The 17,097-nt window shown below is 63.2% G+C and carries 16 protein-coding genes; 13 read left to right on the forward strand and 3 right to left on the reverse strand.

The annotated features are described in order from the left end of the window. Positions 1-52 precede the first annotated feature (52 nt). Positions 53-538 carry an antitoxin Xre/MbcA/ParS toxin-binding domain-containing protein gene (locus EOC94_RS21075; RefSeq protein WP_127204918.1) on the forward strand — a complete coding sequence of 162 codons (486 nt, stop codon included), beginning with the start codon at positions 53-55 and terminating at the stop codon, positions 536-538. After that, a complete protein-coding gene (locus tag EOC94_RS21080; protein WP_127204906.1) occupies positions 535-1,044 on the forward strand; it encodes an RES domain-containing protein in 510 nt (169 codons plus the stop codon). The genes EOC94_RS21075 and EOC94_RS21080 overlap by 4 nt, the downstream gene beginning before the upstream one ends. A 33-nt stretch (positions 1,045-1,077) precedes the next feature. On the opposite strand, the gene EOC94_RS21085 is transcribed toward EOC94_RS21080, so the two are convergent. After that, positions 1,078-1,635: a sugar O-acetyltransferase gene (locus EOC94_RS21085; protein WP_127293212.1), complete on the reverse strand. Its 558-nt coding sequence runs from the start codon at positions 1,633-1,635 to the stop codon at positions 1,078-1,080. A gap of 163 nt (positions 1,636-1,798) precedes the next feature. On the opposite strand from EOC94_RS21085, the gene EOC94_RS21090 reads away from it, so the two are divergent. From EOC94_RS21090 to EOC94_RS21115, 6 genes are all read left to right on the forward strand, one after another. Beyond that, positions 1,799-2,260: a DUF4126 domain-containing protein gene (locus EOC94_RS21090; protein ID WP_127293214.1), complete on the forward strand. Its 462-nt coding sequence runs from the start codon at positions 1,799-1,801 to the stop codon at positions 2,258-2,260. Continuing rightward, a complete protein-coding gene (locus EOC94_RS21095; protein WP_127293216.1) occupies positions 2,257-3,633 on the forward strand; it encodes an FAD-containing oxidoreductase in 1,377 nt (458 codons plus the stop codon). Before EOC94_RS21090 ends, EOC94_RS21095 begins: the two co-directional genes overlap by 4 nt. Before the next feature lie 150 nt (positions 3,634-3,783). Further along, complete coding sequence (locus EOC94_RS21100) at positions 3,784-4,965, forward strand: MFS transporter (protein WP_127293218.1); 1,182 nt, start codon at positions 3,784-3,786, stop codon at positions 4,963-4,965. Positions 4,966-5,038: 73 nt separating this feature from the next. Beyond that, a complete protein-coding gene (locus EOC94_RS21105) occupies positions 5,039-6,112 on the forward strand; it encodes a succinylglutamate desuccinylase/aspartoacylase family protein (RefSeq protein WP_127293220.1) in 1,074 nt (357 codons plus the stop codon). 257 nt (positions 6,113-6,369) lie between these two features. Next, the gene (locus EOC94_RS21110) at positions 6,370-8,559 is read left to right on the forward strand and encodes an anthranilate synthase (protein WP_127293221.1); all 2,190 of its coding nucleotides are present in this window, start codon (positions 6,370-6,372) and stop codon (positions 8,557-8,559) included. A gap of 47 nt (positions 8,560-8,606) precedes the next feature. Continuing rightward, a complete protein-coding gene (locus EOC94_RS21115; RefSeq protein ID WP_185928299.1) occupies positions 8,607-9,521 on the forward strand; it encodes a cation diffusion facilitator family transporter in 915 nt (304 codons plus the stop codon). Between the two features lie 123 nt (positions 9,522-9,644). Here EOC94_RS21115 and EOC94_RS21120 read toward each other — a convergent pair whose 3' ends face one another. Both EOC94_RS21120 and EOC94_RS21125 read right to left on the reverse strand, forming a co-directional pair. Beyond that, positions 9,645-10,652: a glycosyltransferase family 10 gene (locus EOC94_RS21120; RefSeq protein WP_245465616.1), complete on the reverse strand. Its 1,008-nt coding sequence runs from the start codon at positions 10,650-10,652 to the stop codon at positions 9,645-9,647. 158 nt (positions 10,653-10,810) lie between these two features. Continuing rightward, positions 10,811-11,884, reverse strand: coding sequence for a hypothetical protein (locus EOC94_RS21125; RefSeq protein ID WP_127293223.1), 1,074 nt, complete (start codon positions 11,882-11,884; stop codon positions 10,811-10,813). Between the two features lie 96 nt (positions 11,885-11,980). Here EOC94_RS21125 and EOC94_RS21130 point away from each other — a divergent pair, with 96 nt between their 5' ends. From EOC94_RS21130 to EOC94_RS21150, 5 genes are all read left to right on the forward strand, one after another. Further along, positions 11,981-12,418: a DsrE family protein gene (locus tag EOC94_RS21130; protein WP_127293224.1), complete on the forward strand. Its 438-nt coding sequence runs from the start codon at positions 11,981-11,983 to the stop codon at positions 12,416-12,418. A 72-nt stretch (positions 12,419-12,490) separates the two neighbouring features. Further along, positions 12,491-13,291, forward strand: coding sequence for an SDR family oxidoreductase (locus tag EOC94_RS21135; protein WP_127293225.1), 801 nt, complete (start codon positions 12,491-12,493; stop codon positions 13,289-13,291). Positions 13,292-13,336: 45 nt separating this feature from the next. Then, positions 13,337-13,645 (forward strand): putative quinol monooxygenase, encoded by a 309-nt coding sequence (locus tag EOC94_RS21140; protein WP_095484177.1) that lies wholly within the window; start codon positions 13,337-13,339, stop codon positions 13,643-13,645. Between the two features lie 71 nt (positions 13,646-13,716). Beyond that, positions 13,717-14,805, forward strand: coding sequence for an AbrB family transcriptional regulator (locus tag EOC94_RS21145; RefSeq protein ID WP_127293226.1), 1,089 nt, complete (start codon positions 13,717-13,719; stop codon positions 14,803-14,805). A 177-nt stretch (positions 14,806-14,982) separates the two neighbouring features. Then, positions 14,983-17,094 carry a TonB-dependent siderophore receptor gene (locus tag EOC94_RS21150; RefSeq protein ID WP_127293227.1) on the forward strand — a complete coding sequence of 704 codons (2,112 nt, stop codon included), beginning with the start codon at positions 14,983-14,985 and terminating at the stop codon, positions 17,092-17,094. Positions 17,095-17,097: the final 3 nt, after the last annotated feature.

Raw genomic sequence — 17,097 nt, forward strand, 5'->3', positions numbered from 1 at the left:
CTTGCGTCATCTGTCATATATTAAAGTGACAGATGACGCTAAGAGGCACGCCGTGGCGATGGCATTGGAAAAGACTGCACCAGCAGCAAAAAATAGTGAACTTCAGAAGGTGGCCAGGTTGCTCGGCGGCACTCGCATTCTATCGCGGCACCTCAGGAGCGCATTGGATGCCCATGAGCTGCTTGTGCACGGCCTGCCGGGTTCGGCGCTGGACCATCTCCTTGGGCAGCTCGTCTTCATCCAGAAGACTGATTCGCTCGAGAAGGCCGTCGGCATGAGCTTGCGCACCTACCAGCGCCGTAAGGATGCTCCTTCCAAGCCTCTCAGCCAGGACCAGAGCGGACGAACCTGGAAATTCGCGGAGATCCTGTCGAAAGCGACCGATGTGTTCGGTTCGCAAGCGGAAGCGGAGCAATGGCTGGAGCGCCCGGCGATCGGGCTCGACCAGCGCCGTCCCATCGATCTTCTGGCAACCCCGGCGGGTGTCGAGCTTGTAGAGGACTACCTCGAACGGCTTGAATATGGCGTTTATGCATGACGCCGCTCCCGGCCGCGCTTGGCGGCTCCGACCTCGTTGGCTGGCGTCTCGATCAGGCTGCGTTCGCGCCTACATGGGACAGTGGCGAGGGCGCATACAGGGTCGGCGGACGATGGAACAGCAGGGGCGTGCGCGCAGTCTACTGCTCAATCGATCCTTCGACTGCGATTCTCGAAGTCGCAGTCCATAAGGGCTTCAGGGCGCTCGACACGATCGCGCATGTGATGACCGCGGCGATAATCAGCGATGTCACGGAAGTGCATATCGTCAACCCTGGCGCCGTTCCCAACCCTAATTGGCTGCGTCCGGGCATCCCGAGTTCTGGGCAACAGGCATTCGGCGATGATCTTCTCCAACGACATCGGTTCGTGGTGATTCCGAGCGCGGTGTCCCAGAATAGCTGGAACCTGATCTTCGACGTGAGCGTCGCGAAGGGCGCATATGCCATGAAGATCCAGGAGGCCTTTGCGCTCGACACACGATTGCATCCACCTCCTGCCAAATGACCGGGCTTACCTCGCTCTAATACCCGCTCATGCTCAGCCGCGCCTGACCGACTGCGCCGGGTTGCCGACGACCGTGGTGTTTGGCGGCACGTCGCGAGTCACTACCGCGCCGGCGCCGACAATGGCGCCGTCGCCGATGCTGATCCCGCCGAGGATGATGGCACTGCCGCCGATCCAGGCATTGTCGCCGATCTCGACCGGCTTCGCGATCTCCAGTCCTGCCTGTCGACCCGCCGCCTCCTTGTGATGCTCGGCGCAATAGATCTGCACAATGGGGCCGAGCAGCGTTCCCTTGCCGATGCGGACTGGCGCGGTATCGAGGATGGTGCACCCGGCATTGAGGAAGACGCCGTCGCCGAGAACAATGTTGAAGCCATAGGCGCAGTGGAACGGCGCCTCGATCCGGGCGCCCGGGCCTACTACGCCGAGCAGCGACTTCAGGGCCGGTCCGATGTCGCCGCGCTGCCGGGGCGGCAGCGAATTATGCTCGAACACCGCGTCGCGCGCCATGACCCGCAGCGCCTCCAGCTCTGGATCGAGACAAGTATACCACTCGCCCGCTGCCATTTTTGTGCGCTCGCTTGTGTTCAAGGCGATGTCCTCCTGCCTTGCCATGCTGTTTCAACGTGGTGTCAAAGCACAGTCCATAAAGATCGGGTAACGCCACAGATCGCAGGCCTCTGGTCAAATGCCGCGCCTATGCTAGCCTGCTCTGGCAGGGTTGTCCTGAGCCCGGCCATCGAGGGGATCAATCATGCTGTATATTCTCGCACTCCTGATTGGCGTCGTTGCGGGCCTTCGTACCATGACAGCGCCCGCCGTCGTCGCCTGGGGCGCTTGGCTCGGCTGGCTGCCGGTCGCCGGCACCTGGGCTGCTTTCATGGGTCACTGGGTCGCCGTCGGCATCTTCACCGTCCTTGCCATCGTCGAGCTTGTCGCCGATCAGTTGCCGTCGACGCCGAGCCGCAAGGTGCCGCAGCAGTTCGGCGCGCGCATCGTCTCGGGCGCCTTCACCGGCGCTGTGATCGGCGCGACCGCCGGCGCCACCATCGGCGGCCTGATCGCCGGCGCCATCGGCGCGGTGATCGGCACGCTGGGCGGCGCCGAGCTGCGCAAGCGCCTGGCCATCACCCTCGGCAAGGACCTGCCAGCCGCTCTTATCGAGGACGCGGTGGCAATCACCGGCGGCCTGCTGATCGTGGCGGCAGTGGCATGACGGCAAAGACATTCGACACCATCATCATCGGCGCCGGACAGGCCGGCCCGCCGCTCGCCGGCCGGCTGACGGCGGCCGGCATGAGCGTGGCGCTGATCGAGCGAAAACTGGTCGGCGGCACCTGCGTCAACACCGGCTGCATGCCGACCAAGGCCATGGTGGCCAGCGCCTATGCCGCGCATCTTGCCCGCCGCGCCGCCGACTATGGCGTGACGCTCTCCGGTCCGGTCGGCGTCGATTACAGGGCGATCAAGGCACGCAAGGACAAGGTGTCGAACGACGCCCGCGGCAATCTCGAAAGCTGGATTGCCGGCATGGACCATTGCACGCTTTATCGCGGCCATGCGCGTTTCGAATCCGCCAATACGGTGCGCGTCGGCGACGACCTGCTGAGCGCCGAAAAGATATTCCTCAACACCGGCGGCCGTGCCTCGGTGCCTGACCTGCCGGGCGTCAACGACATATCGTTCCTGACCAACTCGTCGATGATGGATCTCGACGAGCTGCCGCGCCATCTCGTCGTCGTCGGCGGCAGCTACGTCTCGCTCGAATTCGCACAGATGTTCCGCCGCTTCGGCTCGGAGGTCACGGTGATCGAAAAGAGTCCACGGCTGATCGCCCGCGAGGACGACGATGTCTCGGCCGCCATCCTGTCCATCCTCGAAAACGAAGACATCACGGTCCATCTCGGCGCCGACGACATCAGCTTCGCCAGGCAGGGCAATGAGATTGCCGTGACCTTCACCGCCGGCAAGGCGCCGGCGGTTGGCTCGCATGTACTGCTGGCAGTGGGCCGGACGCCCAACACCGACGATCTCGGCCTCGACAAGGCCGGCGTCGAAATCGACAAACGCGGCTTCATTGTCGTCGACGACCAGCTGCGCACCAGCGTGCCCGGCATCTGGGCGATGGGCGACTGCAACGGCAAGGGCGCCTTCACCCACACCTCCTACAATGACTACGAGATCGTCGCCGCCAATCTGCTCGACAACGATCCGCGCAAGGTGAGTGACCGCATCGAGGCCTATGCGCTCTATACCGACCCGCCGCTCGGCCGCTGCGGCATGACCGAGACAGCGGTGAGAAAGTCCGGCCGTCGCGCGCTGGTCGGCCTGCGGCCGATGACCCGCGTCGGCCGCGCCGTCGAGAAAGGCGAGACGCAAGGTTTTATGAAGATCCTGGTCGACGCCGACACCAAGGAAATCCTCGGCTGTTCGGTGCTCGGTCCCGGTGGCGACGAGGCGATCCATTGCGTCCTTGACCTGATGTACGCCAAGGCGCCGGTCAGCACGCTCGCGCGGGCAACCCATATTCACCCCAATGTCTCGGAACTTCTGCCGACCATCGCCCAGGAGCTGAAGCCGCTGGCATAGGCCGCTCTGCATTCACCGCAGGCGGCAAACGCGCAACGCAGTCGCGATCCGCTGTCCATTTTTGCAATGCTGCATTGCAGCAATCGCGCTTGTGCACGGGGCAGCTCTGCCGACAGTCTCAATTTTGAACCGATTCAGTCCGGACCTCCCATGCCCCTGCCGATCCTAGCGCTTGCCATTGCGTCCTTCTGTATCGGCACCACCGAATTCGTCATCATGGGCCTGCTGCCCGAGGTCGCCGCCGACCTCGGCGTCTCGATCCCCTCGGCCGGCCTGCTGGTCACCGGCTATGCGCTCGGCGTCGTCTTCGGCGCGCCGGTGATTGCGGTGGCCACCGCACACATGCCGCGCAAGCCGGTGCTGGTTGGCCTGGCAGTGCTGTTCGTCGTCGGCAACCTATTGTGCGCGATCGCGCCCAATTATTGGCTGCTGATGGCGGCGCGCGTCTTCACCGCTTTCGGTCACGGCGCCTTCTTCGGCATCGGCTCGGTCGTCGCCGCCAGCCTGGTGCCGCGCAACAAGCGGGCCAGCGCCATCGCGCTGATGTTCGCCGGTCTGACCCTGTCCAACATCCTTGGTGTTCCCGGCGGCACAGCACTCGGCGAAGCCTACGGCTGGCGCGCCACCTTCCTGGCCGTGGTCGGGATCGGCCTTATCTCGGTCGCAGCCATTGCCTGGCTGGTGCCCGCCGGCATCACCCAACCGAGCGGCGGCGGCCTGCTTGGCGAGGTGCGCGTGCTCGGCAAGCTGCAGGTTTGGCTGGCGATGCTGATCTCGGCGCTGGCGTCGGCCAGCCTGTTTGCCGTCTTCACCTACATAAAGCCCTATCTCACCGACGTATCCGGCCTGTCGACCGCGACCGTGACCTGGGTGCTGCTGCTATTCGGCGGCGGCATGACCATCGGCAACATCATCGGCGGCAGGCTGGCCGACTGGAAATTGATGCCGACGGTGATCGGCACGCTTTTGATGCTGGCGCTGCTGCTCGCCGGCTTTGCCGAATTCGGCGCCATCGCAGCCGTGGCCGTCTTCATCGTTTTCCTGTGGGGTCTGCTCGTCTTCGTCATCGTGCCGCCTTTGCAGATCCGCGTCGTCGAAGCGGCCTCCGAAGCGCCGAACCTCGCCGCCACGCTGAACCAGGGCGCCTTCAACATCGGCAATGCCGCCGGCGCCTGGGTGGGCGGCGTGGCACTTTCGCTGGGCGTGTCCTATGCCAATCTGCCGCTGGTTGGCGCAGCGCTCGCCCTGATGGCGGTCGCCGTGGCAGTGATGTCGCAGACGTTGGACCGCCAGCTGCTGGTGACGCACCCCGCGCAACAGTTGCGCCCATAGCGCAGCAGACTGGACCAATCGACAGCGTATCGGCGAAAGGGCATGTGTCCGGCCTCTTTCCTGGAGGAGTATCATGCAGAAATCGATCGAGCGCATCGCCGGCGACAGCGAGGGCGTTTCCTACGAATTCCCGACCTTCCGCTTTGACGGCAGCGACAAGGCAGCAACCTCAGCCTATCTGCAGGCCGCGCTGCATGCCGGCGAACTGCCGGGCGTCGTCGCCATCGATGCGCTGATGCCGATGCTCGAAAAGGCCGAAGCGGAAGGCCGCATCAAGGGCAATATCACCGTCGTGCCCCAAGCCAATCCGATCGGCCGCGCCCAGTATCATTTCGGCGAGCATCAGGGCCGTTTCCACTTGGGCACGCGCACCAACTTCAACCGCGGCTTTCCGCTGCTGGCGGCGCCGGACACGACGCTCTTGCCGGACACCACGCTTGGCACGGCCGATCAGCGGCTGAAGACGCGGCTGCTGCAGCTGTCGATCGGCCACGACATCGTGCTCGACCTGCACTGCGACGACGAGGGCCTCGCCTATCTCTATGTCCACACCAGCCTGTGGCCTGAAATGGCGGATTGTGCGGCCGCCATGGGCGTCGACGCGGTGGTGCTGTGGGATGAGGACACCGACGGCACCTTCGAAGGCGCCTCGATCACGCCGTATCTGAACGTCCCCGCCGATGTGGCGCGGTTTGACCGGCGCGTCGCCACCACAGTCGAGTATCGAGGCATGCTCGATGTCGATGGCGCTCTGGCCGCTTCCGATGCCGAAGGGCTCTATCGGCTGCTGGTGGCGCGCGGCGTGATCGTGGATCAGGCCCTGCCCGCGCCTGGCAGCCTTGCCGGCCCCAATTCTTTCACCGGTATCGTCGCACCGCTCGAGAACATCGACATGATGCCAGCGCCCCGGGCGGGTGCGATCCTTTATGACGTGAAGCCCGGCGACCGTGTGGAAAAAGGCGCACTGCTCGCCAGCATAGTCCATGCGCCGGGTGAAGCCGGTGGCCGCACGCAGGTGTTCGCGCCGCAAGCGGGCATCATCCTGACGCGGCGGTCCCGGCGCATCATCCGTGCCGGCGAAGATCTGCTGAAGCTGGTCGGCGACAGGAAGAGCGCCGATGCAAGGTCGGGAACGCTGGAGGATTGAGGGCTCATGCCCTTCTCCATGCCCTCCATTGAATCCAGTTGCGCGGCCGTTCAATCGCCGCTATTGGAATCGCCATGAACATGCGCTCGATCAAGACCGTTTGGTGGTGGGCTCGCTGACAGCGGCCTGTTCGAACGCGTGCGCGTGAAAATAGAAGGTGGCCGCAACGGAATGTCCGGGCGGCCATTTGTTTTTTCAAGCCATGCCCGGGTCCGTTGCCCCAAGACGCTGATACCCAGACGCTGATGGAGACGGCAATGACGACGAAAATTCTGGAGAACGGGGCGGAGCGCTTCGTCACGGCGGGTGGCGTGACGATTACCCGCGAGCGCCACGACCGGCCCTATGAAGGCGCGATCGACGGCTATATCGACGGACTGAATGCGCGCCGCGGCGCCGTGTTTTCCTCGAATTACGAATATCCCGGCCGCTACACGCGCTGGGACACCGCCATCATCGACCCGCCGCTGGTGATCTCGGCGCGCAGCCGCGCCATGCGCATCGAGGCGCTGAACAGCCGAGGCGAGGTGCTTCTGCCGGTGATCGGCAAGGCGCTCGGCGGGCTTGACGACGTGACGATCGCCGAGACGTCGAAGAGACTGATCCGCCTCGATGTGGCCAAGCCTGGCCGTGTCTTCACCGAAGAAGAACGCAGCCGCGTTCCCTCCGTCTTCACCGTGCTGCGCGCCATCACCGCTCTGTTCAAAACGGAGGAAGACGCCAATCTCGGCCTCTATGGCGCCTTCGGCTACGATCTCGCCTTCCAGTTCGATCCGGTCGACTACAAGCTCGAGCGCCAGCAAAGCCAGCGCGACCTGGTGCTGTTCCTGCCCGACGAGATCCTGGTCGTCGACCACTATTCGACCAAGGCCTGGACCGACCGCTACGACTATTCGGGCGAAGGGTTTTCGACCGAGGGATTGCCGCGCGACGAAATCGTCGAGCCGTTCAAGACCGCCGACCGCATCCCGCCGCGCGGCGACCATGAGCCCGGCGAATATGCCAATCTGGTGCGCAAGGCGATGGAGAGTTTCAAGCGCGGCGACCTGTTCGAGGTGGTGCCCGGCCAGATGTTCTATGAGCGCTGCGAAACGCCGCCTTCCGCCATCTCCCGCAAGCTGAAGACCATCAACCCCTCGCCCTATTCCTTCTTCATCAATCTCGGCGAGGGCGAATATCTGATCGGCGCCTCGCCCGAAATGTTCGTGCGCGTCAACGGCCGCCGTGTCGAGACCTGCCCGATCTCCGGCACGATCAAGCGCGGCGACGACGCCATTTCCGATTCGGAGCAGATCCTGAAATTGCTCAATTCGAAGAAGGACGAATCCGAGCTGACCATGTGCTCGGACGTCGACCGCAACGACAAGTCGAGGGTCTGCGACCCAGGCTCGGTGCGCGTCATCGGCCGCCGCCAGATCGAGATGTATTCGCGGCTGATCCACACCGTCGACCACATCGAGGGACGGCTGCGCGAAGGCATGGACGCCTTCGACGCGTTCCTGTCCCATGCCTGGGCGGTCACCGTCACCGGCGCGCCGAAATTATGGGCTATGCGCTTCATCGAGCAGAACGAGAAGAGCCCGCGCGCCTGGTATGGCGGGGCGATCGGCATGGTCAATTTCAACGGTGATATGAACACCGGCCTGACGCTTCGCACCATTCGCATCAAGGACGGCATCGCCGAGGTGCGCGCCGGCGCCACGCTGCTCTTCGACAGCATTCCCGAGGAAGAAGAAGCCGAAACCGAACTGAAGGCATCCGCCATGATCTCCGCCATCCGCGACGCCAAGTCAGGCAATGCCGCCGACACCGAGCGCGCCACCGCGCGCGTCGGCGACGGCGTCAACATCCTGCTCGTCGACCACGAGGACTCCTTCGTCCACACGCTGGCCAATTATTTCCGCCAGACCGGCGCCAATGTCTCGACGGTGCGCACGCCTGTCCCGGACGAAGTCTTCGACCGGCTGAAGCCAAACCTGGTCGTGCTGTCGCCTGGCCCCGGCACGCCGAAGGATTTCGACTGCGCCGCCACCATCAAGCGGGCCCGCGCGCGCGACCTGCCGATCTTCGGCGTCTGCCTCGGCCTGCAGGCGCTGGCTGAAGCCTATGGCGGGGAGCTGCGGCAATTGCACGTGCCGATGCATGGCAAACCGTCGCGCATCCGCGTGTCGAAGCCGGGCATCATCTTTTCCGGCCTGCCCAAGGAGGTGACGGTCGGCCGCTACCACTCGATCTTCGCCGATCCGGTCCGCCTGCCCGACGGCTTCATCGTCACCGCCGAGACGGAGGACGGCGTCATAATGGCCTTCGAGCACAACAAGGAGCCGATCGCCGCGGTGCAGTTCCACCCGGAATCGATCATGACGCTCGGCCACAACGCCGGCATGCGCATCATCGAGAACATCGTTGCGCATCTGCCGCGCAAGGCCAGGGAAAAGGCGGCTTAGCCCGAGGGGTTCGTGTTGGGATTTCTTCCCCAGTGACCACAGCTGAAATCAAGTCGACGGCGAAGAAGAGGGTCGCCAGCCTCGCCTTCTCGTCGATCATCGTCGCTTGCGTCGTGCTCGGCCTGAAGCTGGCGGCCTGGCACGTCACCGGTTCCGTGGCGCTGTATTCGGACGCGCTGGAATCGATCGTCAACGTCATTGCCTCGGCCGCCGCCTATTGGGCGATCCAGGTCAGCTTCAAGCCGGCCGACCAGGATCATCCGTTCGGCCACCACAAGGCCGAATATTTCTCGGCTGTTCTGGAGGGCGTGCTGATCGTGCTGGCAGCCCTTCTGATCCTCAACGAAGTGTGGTGGTACTGGCAGCATCCCGCCCCGCTCGAACAGCCCTGGACCGGCCTCGCAATCAACGGCGTCGCGACGGTGATCAACGCCTTTTGGGCCTGGACGCTGATTCGTGCCGGCCGTGCCGAGAAGTCGCCGGCTCTGGTCGCCGACGGCAGGCACATCATGACCGACGTGGCGACCTCGGTCGGCGTGTTCATTGGCCTGGTCGGCGCCGTGCTGACCGGCTGGCAAATTCTCGACCCGGCACTTGCGGTCATCGTGGCGCTGAACATCCTGTGGCAAGGCTGGCACGTGATCGGCTCGTCGATGAACGGACTGATGGACCGCGCCGTCGACACACAGGAGCACATGCACATCCGCGACGTCATCTCGGCCAATTGCAAGGGCGCGCTGGAGGTTCACGATCTCAAGACACGCATCGCCGGCCGCGCCACCTTCATCGAGTTCCACCTGGTCGTCGATGCCGGCATGTCGGTGGGCGCCAGTCACGTCATTTGCGACCGCATCGAGGACGCGCTGAAGGCGGAAATCCCCTCGGTGCGTGTCACCATCCATGTCGAGCCCGATGACGAGGCAAAACTGCCCAAGGGCACGACGGCCGTGCCGTTCGCGTGAGGCGGCGAACGTCGATGGTCCCTTTCAGGGACGATCGCACATCCTAGGGATTGGTCGCACATCCATCCCTTCCTCATCCCAGGCCTGCGCTCCGCTTTGCGTTCGTTCCGCCCTAACTCAGGCTCAGCTAGGCACTCTCTTCCTCCACTTTCGCAGCCGCGTGCTGATGTAGGCTCGCGGACCAAAAGGCAATGTCGGCCGGCCGGCGGGCCGTTCCTGACCGCGCTCGTCGGTCACCTGATGCACGAATTGCATCAGTCGATAAAACACCGGGGGGTCGCGATCCTGCACGAGGCGGGCGAGTTCGTCAGGTAATGGTTTCGAGCGCCAGGCAAAGTATGCCTCGTATGCCTCGGGCGTCTCGATGAGGTATTTCAGATATGCTGCCAGCTCTGCATAGCTGCTGAAGTCTGCAGCGTTGATGTAGGAGCCGGGCGGGGCGAATTCGTGCACGTTCGATGTGCCCAGATAGATCGGCACTGATCCGGCGTCGAAGGCATCGAACAGCTTTTCCGTGACGTAGTCGGTCTCGGTCGAGTTCTCCAATGCGAGGCAGAATTTGTAGCGGGAGACTGTCTCGATCTTCGTCTTGCGGCCGCGATCGGGGCCTTCGACTGTACTGTTGCGGAAATACCGACCGTACGAATCTATCTTGATGTGTTCGGCTAGGCTCTTCAAGAGATCGAGCCGGCCGCTATAGTTCAAGGGCGCCGATTGGAAGGCTACCACCGGAGCCGCTTCTGTCTTGGCGCCTATAGGCTTTGCGCGCACCGCGTCCCACCACCGGGAATTGGGCAAATAGGGGCACCAAATCTCAGAGCTGCGCTCGTGCGACATCGTGAAGTCGAAGTGCCGCATGAGTTTCTGGTCCTTTATGATTTTGTAGTTTGAGCGGGCTTCCATATACCAGGCTATCCAGTACTGGCCCGGATATCGCCATGCGTCACCAATTTCGCGGAAGTTCGGAATGTGGAAGACGACCGCTGTCGCTTCAGCAATTCTGCGCTTGTCTAGGGTAAATTCGCCCGGCAGATCGCATTGAATAGACGCGACGTCGACGGGCTTGCTGAAAAAAGTCGTGTAGAAGAGGACGAGCGGCTCTTTTTTAGGCACGGCAAGCAATGTGGACATCTCAATACTGCGGCCTGGGCTGTGTAGCCGTCGACGCTAAAGGCAATTGCGTGTTGCTTGAGCCACCCGCGCGACGATGGCGGTTTTGGTCTGATCCTGATTGCATCCAGGTCCTCGTCATATCCCGCCAATCCCCAAACCGAGAAACGGACCCCTAATCAAGGCGTGCAGGCAGATTGCGGCATCGGCTCGAGCCGGTAGACCTTGTCGTCGGATGCGGTCTCGCCTTCGGCCGCCTTCGAGCATAGGTCGACGATCGGCAGGCTGCTGTTGGGATTGGCCAGCATCATCGTGCCGTTGGCGCCGCGGCGCAGATAAATCTCCCTGGCCGCGATGTCGCAGGAAAAGTCGCTCGTCTTCGCGCTCGCCACACAGCGCCACTGGTCCGCTTCGCCTTCACAACTGTAGCTCTGCGTGACCTTGGCAGCCTTGTGGCGCGTGGTGACGGAAACGGCAATGTCGGCACCGCTCGGCCAGCTTGCCGGATCGCCATCCCTAGCGAAGGAGGCCAGTTCGATCGGGCCTCGGAAAACCCGGATAGTCTCGGTAGACTGATCGGGATGCGAGCCAAGATGCGCGGCATCGTAGTCGCGCCCGTAGCAGAAGGGTTGATCCGGCTTCAGCCGCTCGCGCAGCGGCGCTCCCAGCGCCGGATCGATCGGATCGATGCGAGCGAATTCGGCCTTGCAGCTCTGCGCCGGCATGGGGTCGAGCCGAAAGCCGTCGTCTTCTGTGCCGAGGGCCTGCCTGGCGTATTCCTCTTCGCCCAGCTCATCCTCGGCGCCGGCATCGAGATAAAGGTTGCGCTGCACGCCGGAGACGATCAGCCGGCCTTTTTCATCGAGGTTGAGTGAGGCCATGGTGCGGTCGCATTCCATGCCGCAGTGGATCTCGCTCGACTGCGGGTCGCCTCTGCCGCACCAACCGCCGACCCACTCGGGCTTCTTCGCGCCGCGCACCGTCGTGGCCACGAAGCCGTTGTAGCCGGACGGACCGCTACTCGGCTCCTCGTTCGGATGGCTGACCGGATAGCTGCCATAGTAGAAGAAGATCCGTGCCACCTTCTGGTTCGGATGCGCCTTGAGATGTGCGGCGTCATAGACACGCCCGAAACAGGCATCCTTTCCGTCCGGGCTGAGTTCGGTGAGCTTGTCGTCGGCAAGGGCCGTGCCGGCAAGTGCGGCAAGCAAGGCGACACCAAGTCCGGCGCCCATAAAGGTCTTCGACGTCATGTGCCCCTCCTCGCCCGACAGGACGTGGCTTCAACTTATGCTAGGATCGGGGCCGAAGCCACGCAATTTGCGAGGCCGGCACAGGAGGATGAAGCCATGCGACGCCGCGATATTTTCCGCGTAGGCCTTGCCGGAGCCGCCGGCCTTTTCGGGCTGCGCCAGGTCGAAGCGGCGGCTGTGGAAGAGGAAAGGCAAAAGGTCGCCTACCACCTCAGCGATCTCGACAAGGTCGGTTTTGTGCTGGGCAACATCAAGAACCACTATGACGGTACCGGCGGCAAGGTCGACATCGTGCTGGTCGTGCATGGACCGGCACTCGCCGCTTTCAAGTCGAAGAGCGCGTCGGCTGGCATTGCCAGCCGTTTTTCCGGCCTCGTTCGCGACGGGCTGACCCCGCATGCTTGCGCCAACACAATGCACGGCATGGATGTTGCGCTCACCGATCTGCTCGATGGCTTCCATGCCGCCGAGACCGGCGGCGTCGTCAAGCTCGCCGAATTGCAGCGCCAAGGCTACGCCTATTTGCGGCCGTGAGCCTCTACGGACTTGAACGCGAGGACTGCGACGGCCTACGAAGAGTAAGTAGAGTCGCTCGGAGGAATAGACGTGCCAGCCACCACAACCAGCCTTGGCCCCCCCACCTTGGTCGTCCCCGACCTCGCCGGCAAGGCGGTGCTGATCACCGGCGCTTCGACAGGCATCGGGGCCGCACTTGCACTGGCTTATGCCGCGCAGAAATGTCGTGTTGCGCTGCATTACAATTCAAGTCGGGCGGCTGCCGAAAACCTGGCCGGGACCATCCGCAACGGCGGCGACGAAGTATTCCTCGTCCAGGGCGATTTCTCGATCCCCGCCGATGTCGAGCGCGTCGTCGAGGACAGCGCGCAACACTTCGGCCGGCTCGATGGCCTCGTCAACAATGCCGGCGGCATGCTCGGCCGCGTGCCTTATGCCGAGCTGACCGAAGCGCATTACGACGCGGTGATGGACCTCAACGCGCGCTCCGTGCTGACTGCCTCGCGCAAGGCGATGCCATGGCTGAAGCGCCAGGGCGGCTTCATCGTCAACACCTCGTCGATCGCCGCGCGCAATGGCGCCGGCGGCGGCGCCGGCCTTTACGGATCGGCCAAGGCCTTCGTCTCCAATGTGACGCGCGGCATGGCCAAGGAACTGATCGGCTTCAACATCCGCGTCAACGCGGTGGCGCCGGGCACCATCGCGACGCCTTTCCATGAGCGCTATTCGACCGACGAGCAGATGAAAGGCATGGTGGCTACCATTCCACAGGGCCGCGCCGGCACGCCCGAGGACTGCGTCGGCGCCTATCTGTTCCTCTCGTCCGCTCTGTTAAGCGGTTACATCACCGGCCAGGTGATCGAGGTGAATGGTGGCCAGTTGATGCCGTGAGCGGCGACCTGCATACTTGTCGCGGAAGCCAACGGAGAATCTGCAATGTACGGTCTGATCGGCAAGATGCGGGCGACGCGCGGCCAGCGCGACGCAATGATGGACGTTCTGCTTGCCAGCACCGGCTCCATGCCGGGCTGCCTGAGCTACATCATCGCCACCGATCCGGCCGATGCCGACGCAATCTGGGTGACCGAGGTGTGGACCGACCAGGCAAGCCACAAGGCTTCGCTGCAACTGCCGGAAGTCCAGGCAGCGATCGCCAAGGCGCGGCCGATCATCGCCGGCTTCGAATTCCAGGTCGAGACCCAGCCCGTAGGCGGCTTCGGCCTGCCCGCCGTCAAAACCGCCTGACGCCTGAGAGCGGACGCATTTTTCGCCATCGCGGGGTTCGCATCTCCCCGCTTCAGGTCTAAGACCGAAAAATGGATTCCCTGCCAGACCAGCCGACCGTCGAACGCATGGCGCGGATGCCCAAAGCCTGGCAGTGGCTGGCCCTCCTGATCTTCTCGATCCTCTTTGCCGGTGCGCTGGAATTCGCCGCCTTGCCGGCGGCGCTGCTGATCGGGCCGATGCTGGCGGCGATCCTGGCCGGCACCAACGGCGCCACGGTGCGTGTGCCGCGCCCTTCGTTCGGCGCCGCCCAGGCGATCATCGGCTGCCTTGTCGCCGGCTCGATCTCTGCCGACATCTTCCCGGTCTTCTACAAGGAATGGCCGCTGTTCCTCGGCACCGTGGTGGCGACCGTCGCGGCATCCAGCCTGCTCGGCTGGCTGATCAGCCGCTGGCGTATCCTGCCCGGCACCACCGCGGTCTGGGGCTCATCGCCGGGCGCGGCCACTGCCATGGTGCTGATGGCCGGCGCCTTCGGAGCCGACCAGCGCCTCGTCGCCTTCATGCAATATCTGCGCGTCATCTTCGTCTCGATGACTGCGGCGATTGTCGCAAAGATGTGGGTCGACACATCGGGCATCGAGATCCCGGCCATCATCTGGTTCCCGCCGATTGATCCAATGGCCTTTGCCGCGACACTTGGCGTGGCGCTCGTCGGCAGCCTCATCGGAAAGCTGCTCAGGCTGCCGTCACCCTTCTTCCTCGGCACCTTCGTTTTCGGCACCGCGGTGCATCTAGGATTAGGCGTGACGATGCAGTTGCCGCCCTGGCTGCTCGCCCTCGGCTATACGATGATCGGCTGGACCATCGGCCTGAATTTCACCAGGGCGATTCTGCGGCACGCGACGCGGGCGCTGCCGCAGATCGTTGGCTCGATCATCATTCTCATCGCCTTCTGTGGCGGCCTCGGCTTCATGATCAGCCATGTGCTCGGCATCGATCCGCTGACCGCCTACCTGGCGACCAGCCCCGGCGGCATGGACAGCGTCGCCATCATCGCCGCCGCCGCACAGCACGTCGACATCTCCTTCGTCATGGCGCTGCAATCGGCCCGCTTCCTCGTCGTGCTGCTGATCGGACCGAGGCTGGCGCGGCTGGTGGCGCGAAGTCTGAGGGAATAAGGACCTGCCGCGTCTTCCCCGGTATTCGTAGTCGGCTTCACCAAAACCGGACGAGTTTTTGCGACCCGGCGACAGCACCGGCCAGCCCGAGCGCGAGCCGCAAAAAATACTTGACTCAAATACTCAAATTTGAGAGCGCGGGACCGCAATCCTGTACCGAACAGTGGAGACGAGTTGATGCGGACGCGACCGACGACATGGCGCTTGGGGATATCATTGCTGGGCAGCGCTGCGATGCTCAGCCAGTTCGGGCCGGCTCGCGCTCAGGACGGCGGAAACATCACCGTCCTCGATAAAATATTGGTGGACGCCGAGAGCGACGAGATTCTGCTGCAAGATGGCTATGTCGCCAAGAAGGACCGCATCGGCACCAAGACCGACACGCCGATCGTCAGGATTCCGCAGGCCGTTTCGGTGGTGACGCAGAAGCAGATCGAGGACCAGAAGCCGCGCACGCTGAACGAATCGCTCGGCTATACAGCCAGCGCCAACCCCAACAGCTTCGGCTTCGACACCCGTTACGACGCCTTCTTCCTGCGTGGCTTCCAAGCCTTCTACAATGGCATGTTTCGCGATGGGCTGCGCCAGTACAATGGGCCCTCGGCATGGTTCAAGACTGAGCCTTACGGCATCGAAGGCGTCACCATCCTGAAAGGTCCCGCATCTTCCCTTTATGGCGTCAGCGGTCCGGGCGGCATCGTCAACGTCGTCACCAAGCGCCCCAAGGAGGAGCAGTACCGCGAAGTCGAAATGCTCATGGGCGAGCATAACCGCTTCCAGGCCGGGCTTGACGCATCCGGTCCGGTGAACGAGGACGGCAGCATCCTCTATCGCTTCACCAGCCTCGGCCGCAACAGCGATACCGACCTGCCCGGCTACCCCGACGACAAGATCTATCTGGCGCCGGCGGTCACCTTCAAGCCGGACGAGGACACCAAGCTCACTATTCTCGGTGAATATTCGAAATCCGTCACCGGCGGCACGGCTGCGTTCTACAATCCGACCTATGGCAATCTGTCGAACGTCTACGAGGGCGATCCCGCCTGGAACGACTTCGACCAGACCCAGGGCCGCATCGGCTACGAGTTCGAGCACCGTTTCAACGACGTGCTGACGGTTCGGCAGAACCTGCGCTACAACGCTGTCGACGCGGACATCGAATACAGCGGCAATTATTCGATCGGCCAGGATCAGCCGCTGCAGCGCTACTGGGGCCACTATACCGAGGACATTAAGAACTTCGTCGTCGACAACATGGCGCAGTTCGAGTTCGACACCGGGCCGGTCAAGCACACTGCGGTAGCCGGCATCGACTACGCCTGGTCGGACTATGATGCTGGTAGCGGGTTGTCCTACGTTTCCATCGACGACATCAAGGCCGCTCCGGTCCCCTACGTCGGCGGGCAGGAGATGAACCAGGTCGGCGTCTATTTGCAGGACCAGATGGAGTGGAACGATTTCACCCTGTTCGCCAGCGGTCGCTACGACTGGGTCGACACCACTTCCACCGCCGCCGACTTCACCAAGTCCAAGCAGGATGACAGCGCCTTCTCCGGCCGGCTTGCCCTGTCCTACCAGACGGAATGGGGCATCACGCCCTATGTCAACTATTCGACGTCGTTCTCGCCCAACATCGGTTTCGTCTATGATGACGTCAACAGCGACATCACCCGCGTCGCCCGCCCGACCAAAGCGACGCAGAAGGAAATCGGCGTCAAATACGAGATTCCGGATTACAACGCGACCATCAGCGCCGCCCTGTTCGACATCGACCAGAAGGATGGCGTCGTGTTCGATGCCTCGACCGGTATCAACAAGCAGCGTCAGCTCGACCTGAATTCGCGCGGCATCGAACTGGAAGCCAATGCCTCGCTCGACAACGGCTTCAGCGTCATCGCCTCTTACACCTATCTGCGCGTGAAAATCGAACGCGGCGCCGAGGGAACCGTGGGCAAGGAACTGTCGGCGACGCCAAATCACATCCTGTCGCTCTGGGGACACTACCAGTTCGAGAACGGCACGCTGGAGGGCCTGGGGCTGGGCACGGGCGTTCGCGTCGCCAGCAGCAGCTACGGCGATGACACCAACACTTTCAAGAACGAGGCGCGCGCCTTCGTCGACGCCTCCCTCTCCTATGATTTCGGCTACCGCAATCCCGACCTCGAAGGCGTGAAGCTGCAGGTCAACGCCAAGAACCTGTTCGATAATCAGAGGACCATCTGCTCGGCCGGCTATTGCTATCGCGACGAGGGCCGCTCGCTATTCGCCAGCTTGCGCTATCGCTTTTGATGT

The organism is Mesorhizobium sp. M6A.T.Ce.TU.016.01.1.1, assembly GCF_003997065.1.
In the GTDB taxonomy this organism is placed as follows: domain Bacteria; phylum Pseudomonadota; class Alphaproteobacteria; order Rhizobiales; family Rhizobiaceae; genus Mesorhizobium; species Mesorhizobium mediterraneum.

Bases quoted from the DNA above. Each gene is read 5' to 3' on its own strand.
- EOC94_RS21080 (WP_127204906.1), top strand. From the start codon at position 535: ATGACGCCGCTCCCGGCCGCGCTTGGCGGCTCCGACCTCGTTGGCTGG.
- EOC94_RS21125 (WP_127293223.1), bottom strand. From the start codon at position 11,884: ATGACGTCGAAGACCTTTATGGGCGCCGGACTTGGTGTCGCCTTGCTT.
- EOC94_RS21100 (WP_127293218.1), top strand. From the start codon at position 3,784: ATGCCCCTGCCGATCCTAGCGCTTGCCATTGCGTCCTTCTGTATCGGC.
- EOC94_RS21150 (WP_127293227.1), top strand. From the start codon at position 14,983: ATGCGGACGCGACCGACGACATGGCGCTTGGGGATATCATTGCTGGGC.
- EOC94_RS21130 (WP_127293224.1), top strand. From the start codon at position 11,981: ATGCGACGCCGCGATATTTTCCGCGTAGGCCTTGCCGGAGCCGCCGGC.
- EOC94_RS21120 (WP_245465616.1), bottom strand. From the start codon at position 10,652: ATGTCCACATTGCTTGCCGTGCCTAAAAAAGAGCCGCTCGTCCTCTTC.
- EOC94_RS21145 (WP_127293226.1), top strand. From the start codon at position 13,717: ATGGATTCCCTGCCAGACCAGCCGACCGTCGAACGCATGGCGCGGATG.
- EOC94_RS21110 (WP_127293221.1), top strand. From the start codon at position 6,370: ATGACGACGAAAATTCTGGAGAACGGGGCGGAGCGCTTCGTCACGGCG.
- EOC94_RS21095 (WP_127293216.1), top strand. From the start codon at position 2,257: ATGACGGCAAAGACATTCGACACCATCATCATCGGCGCCGGACAGGCC.
- EOC94_RS21105 (WP_127293220.1), top strand. From the start codon at position 5,039: ATGCAGAAATCGATCGAGCGCATCGCCGGCGACAGCGAGGGCGTTTCC.
- EOC94_RS21090 (WP_127293214.1), top strand. From the start codon at position 1,799: ATGCTGTATATTCTCGCACTCCTGATTGGCGTCGTTGCGGGCCTTCGT.
- EOC94_RS21140 (WP_095484177.1), top strand. From the start codon at position 13,337: ATGTACGGTCTGATCGGCAAGATGCGGGCGACGCGCGGCCAGCGCGAC.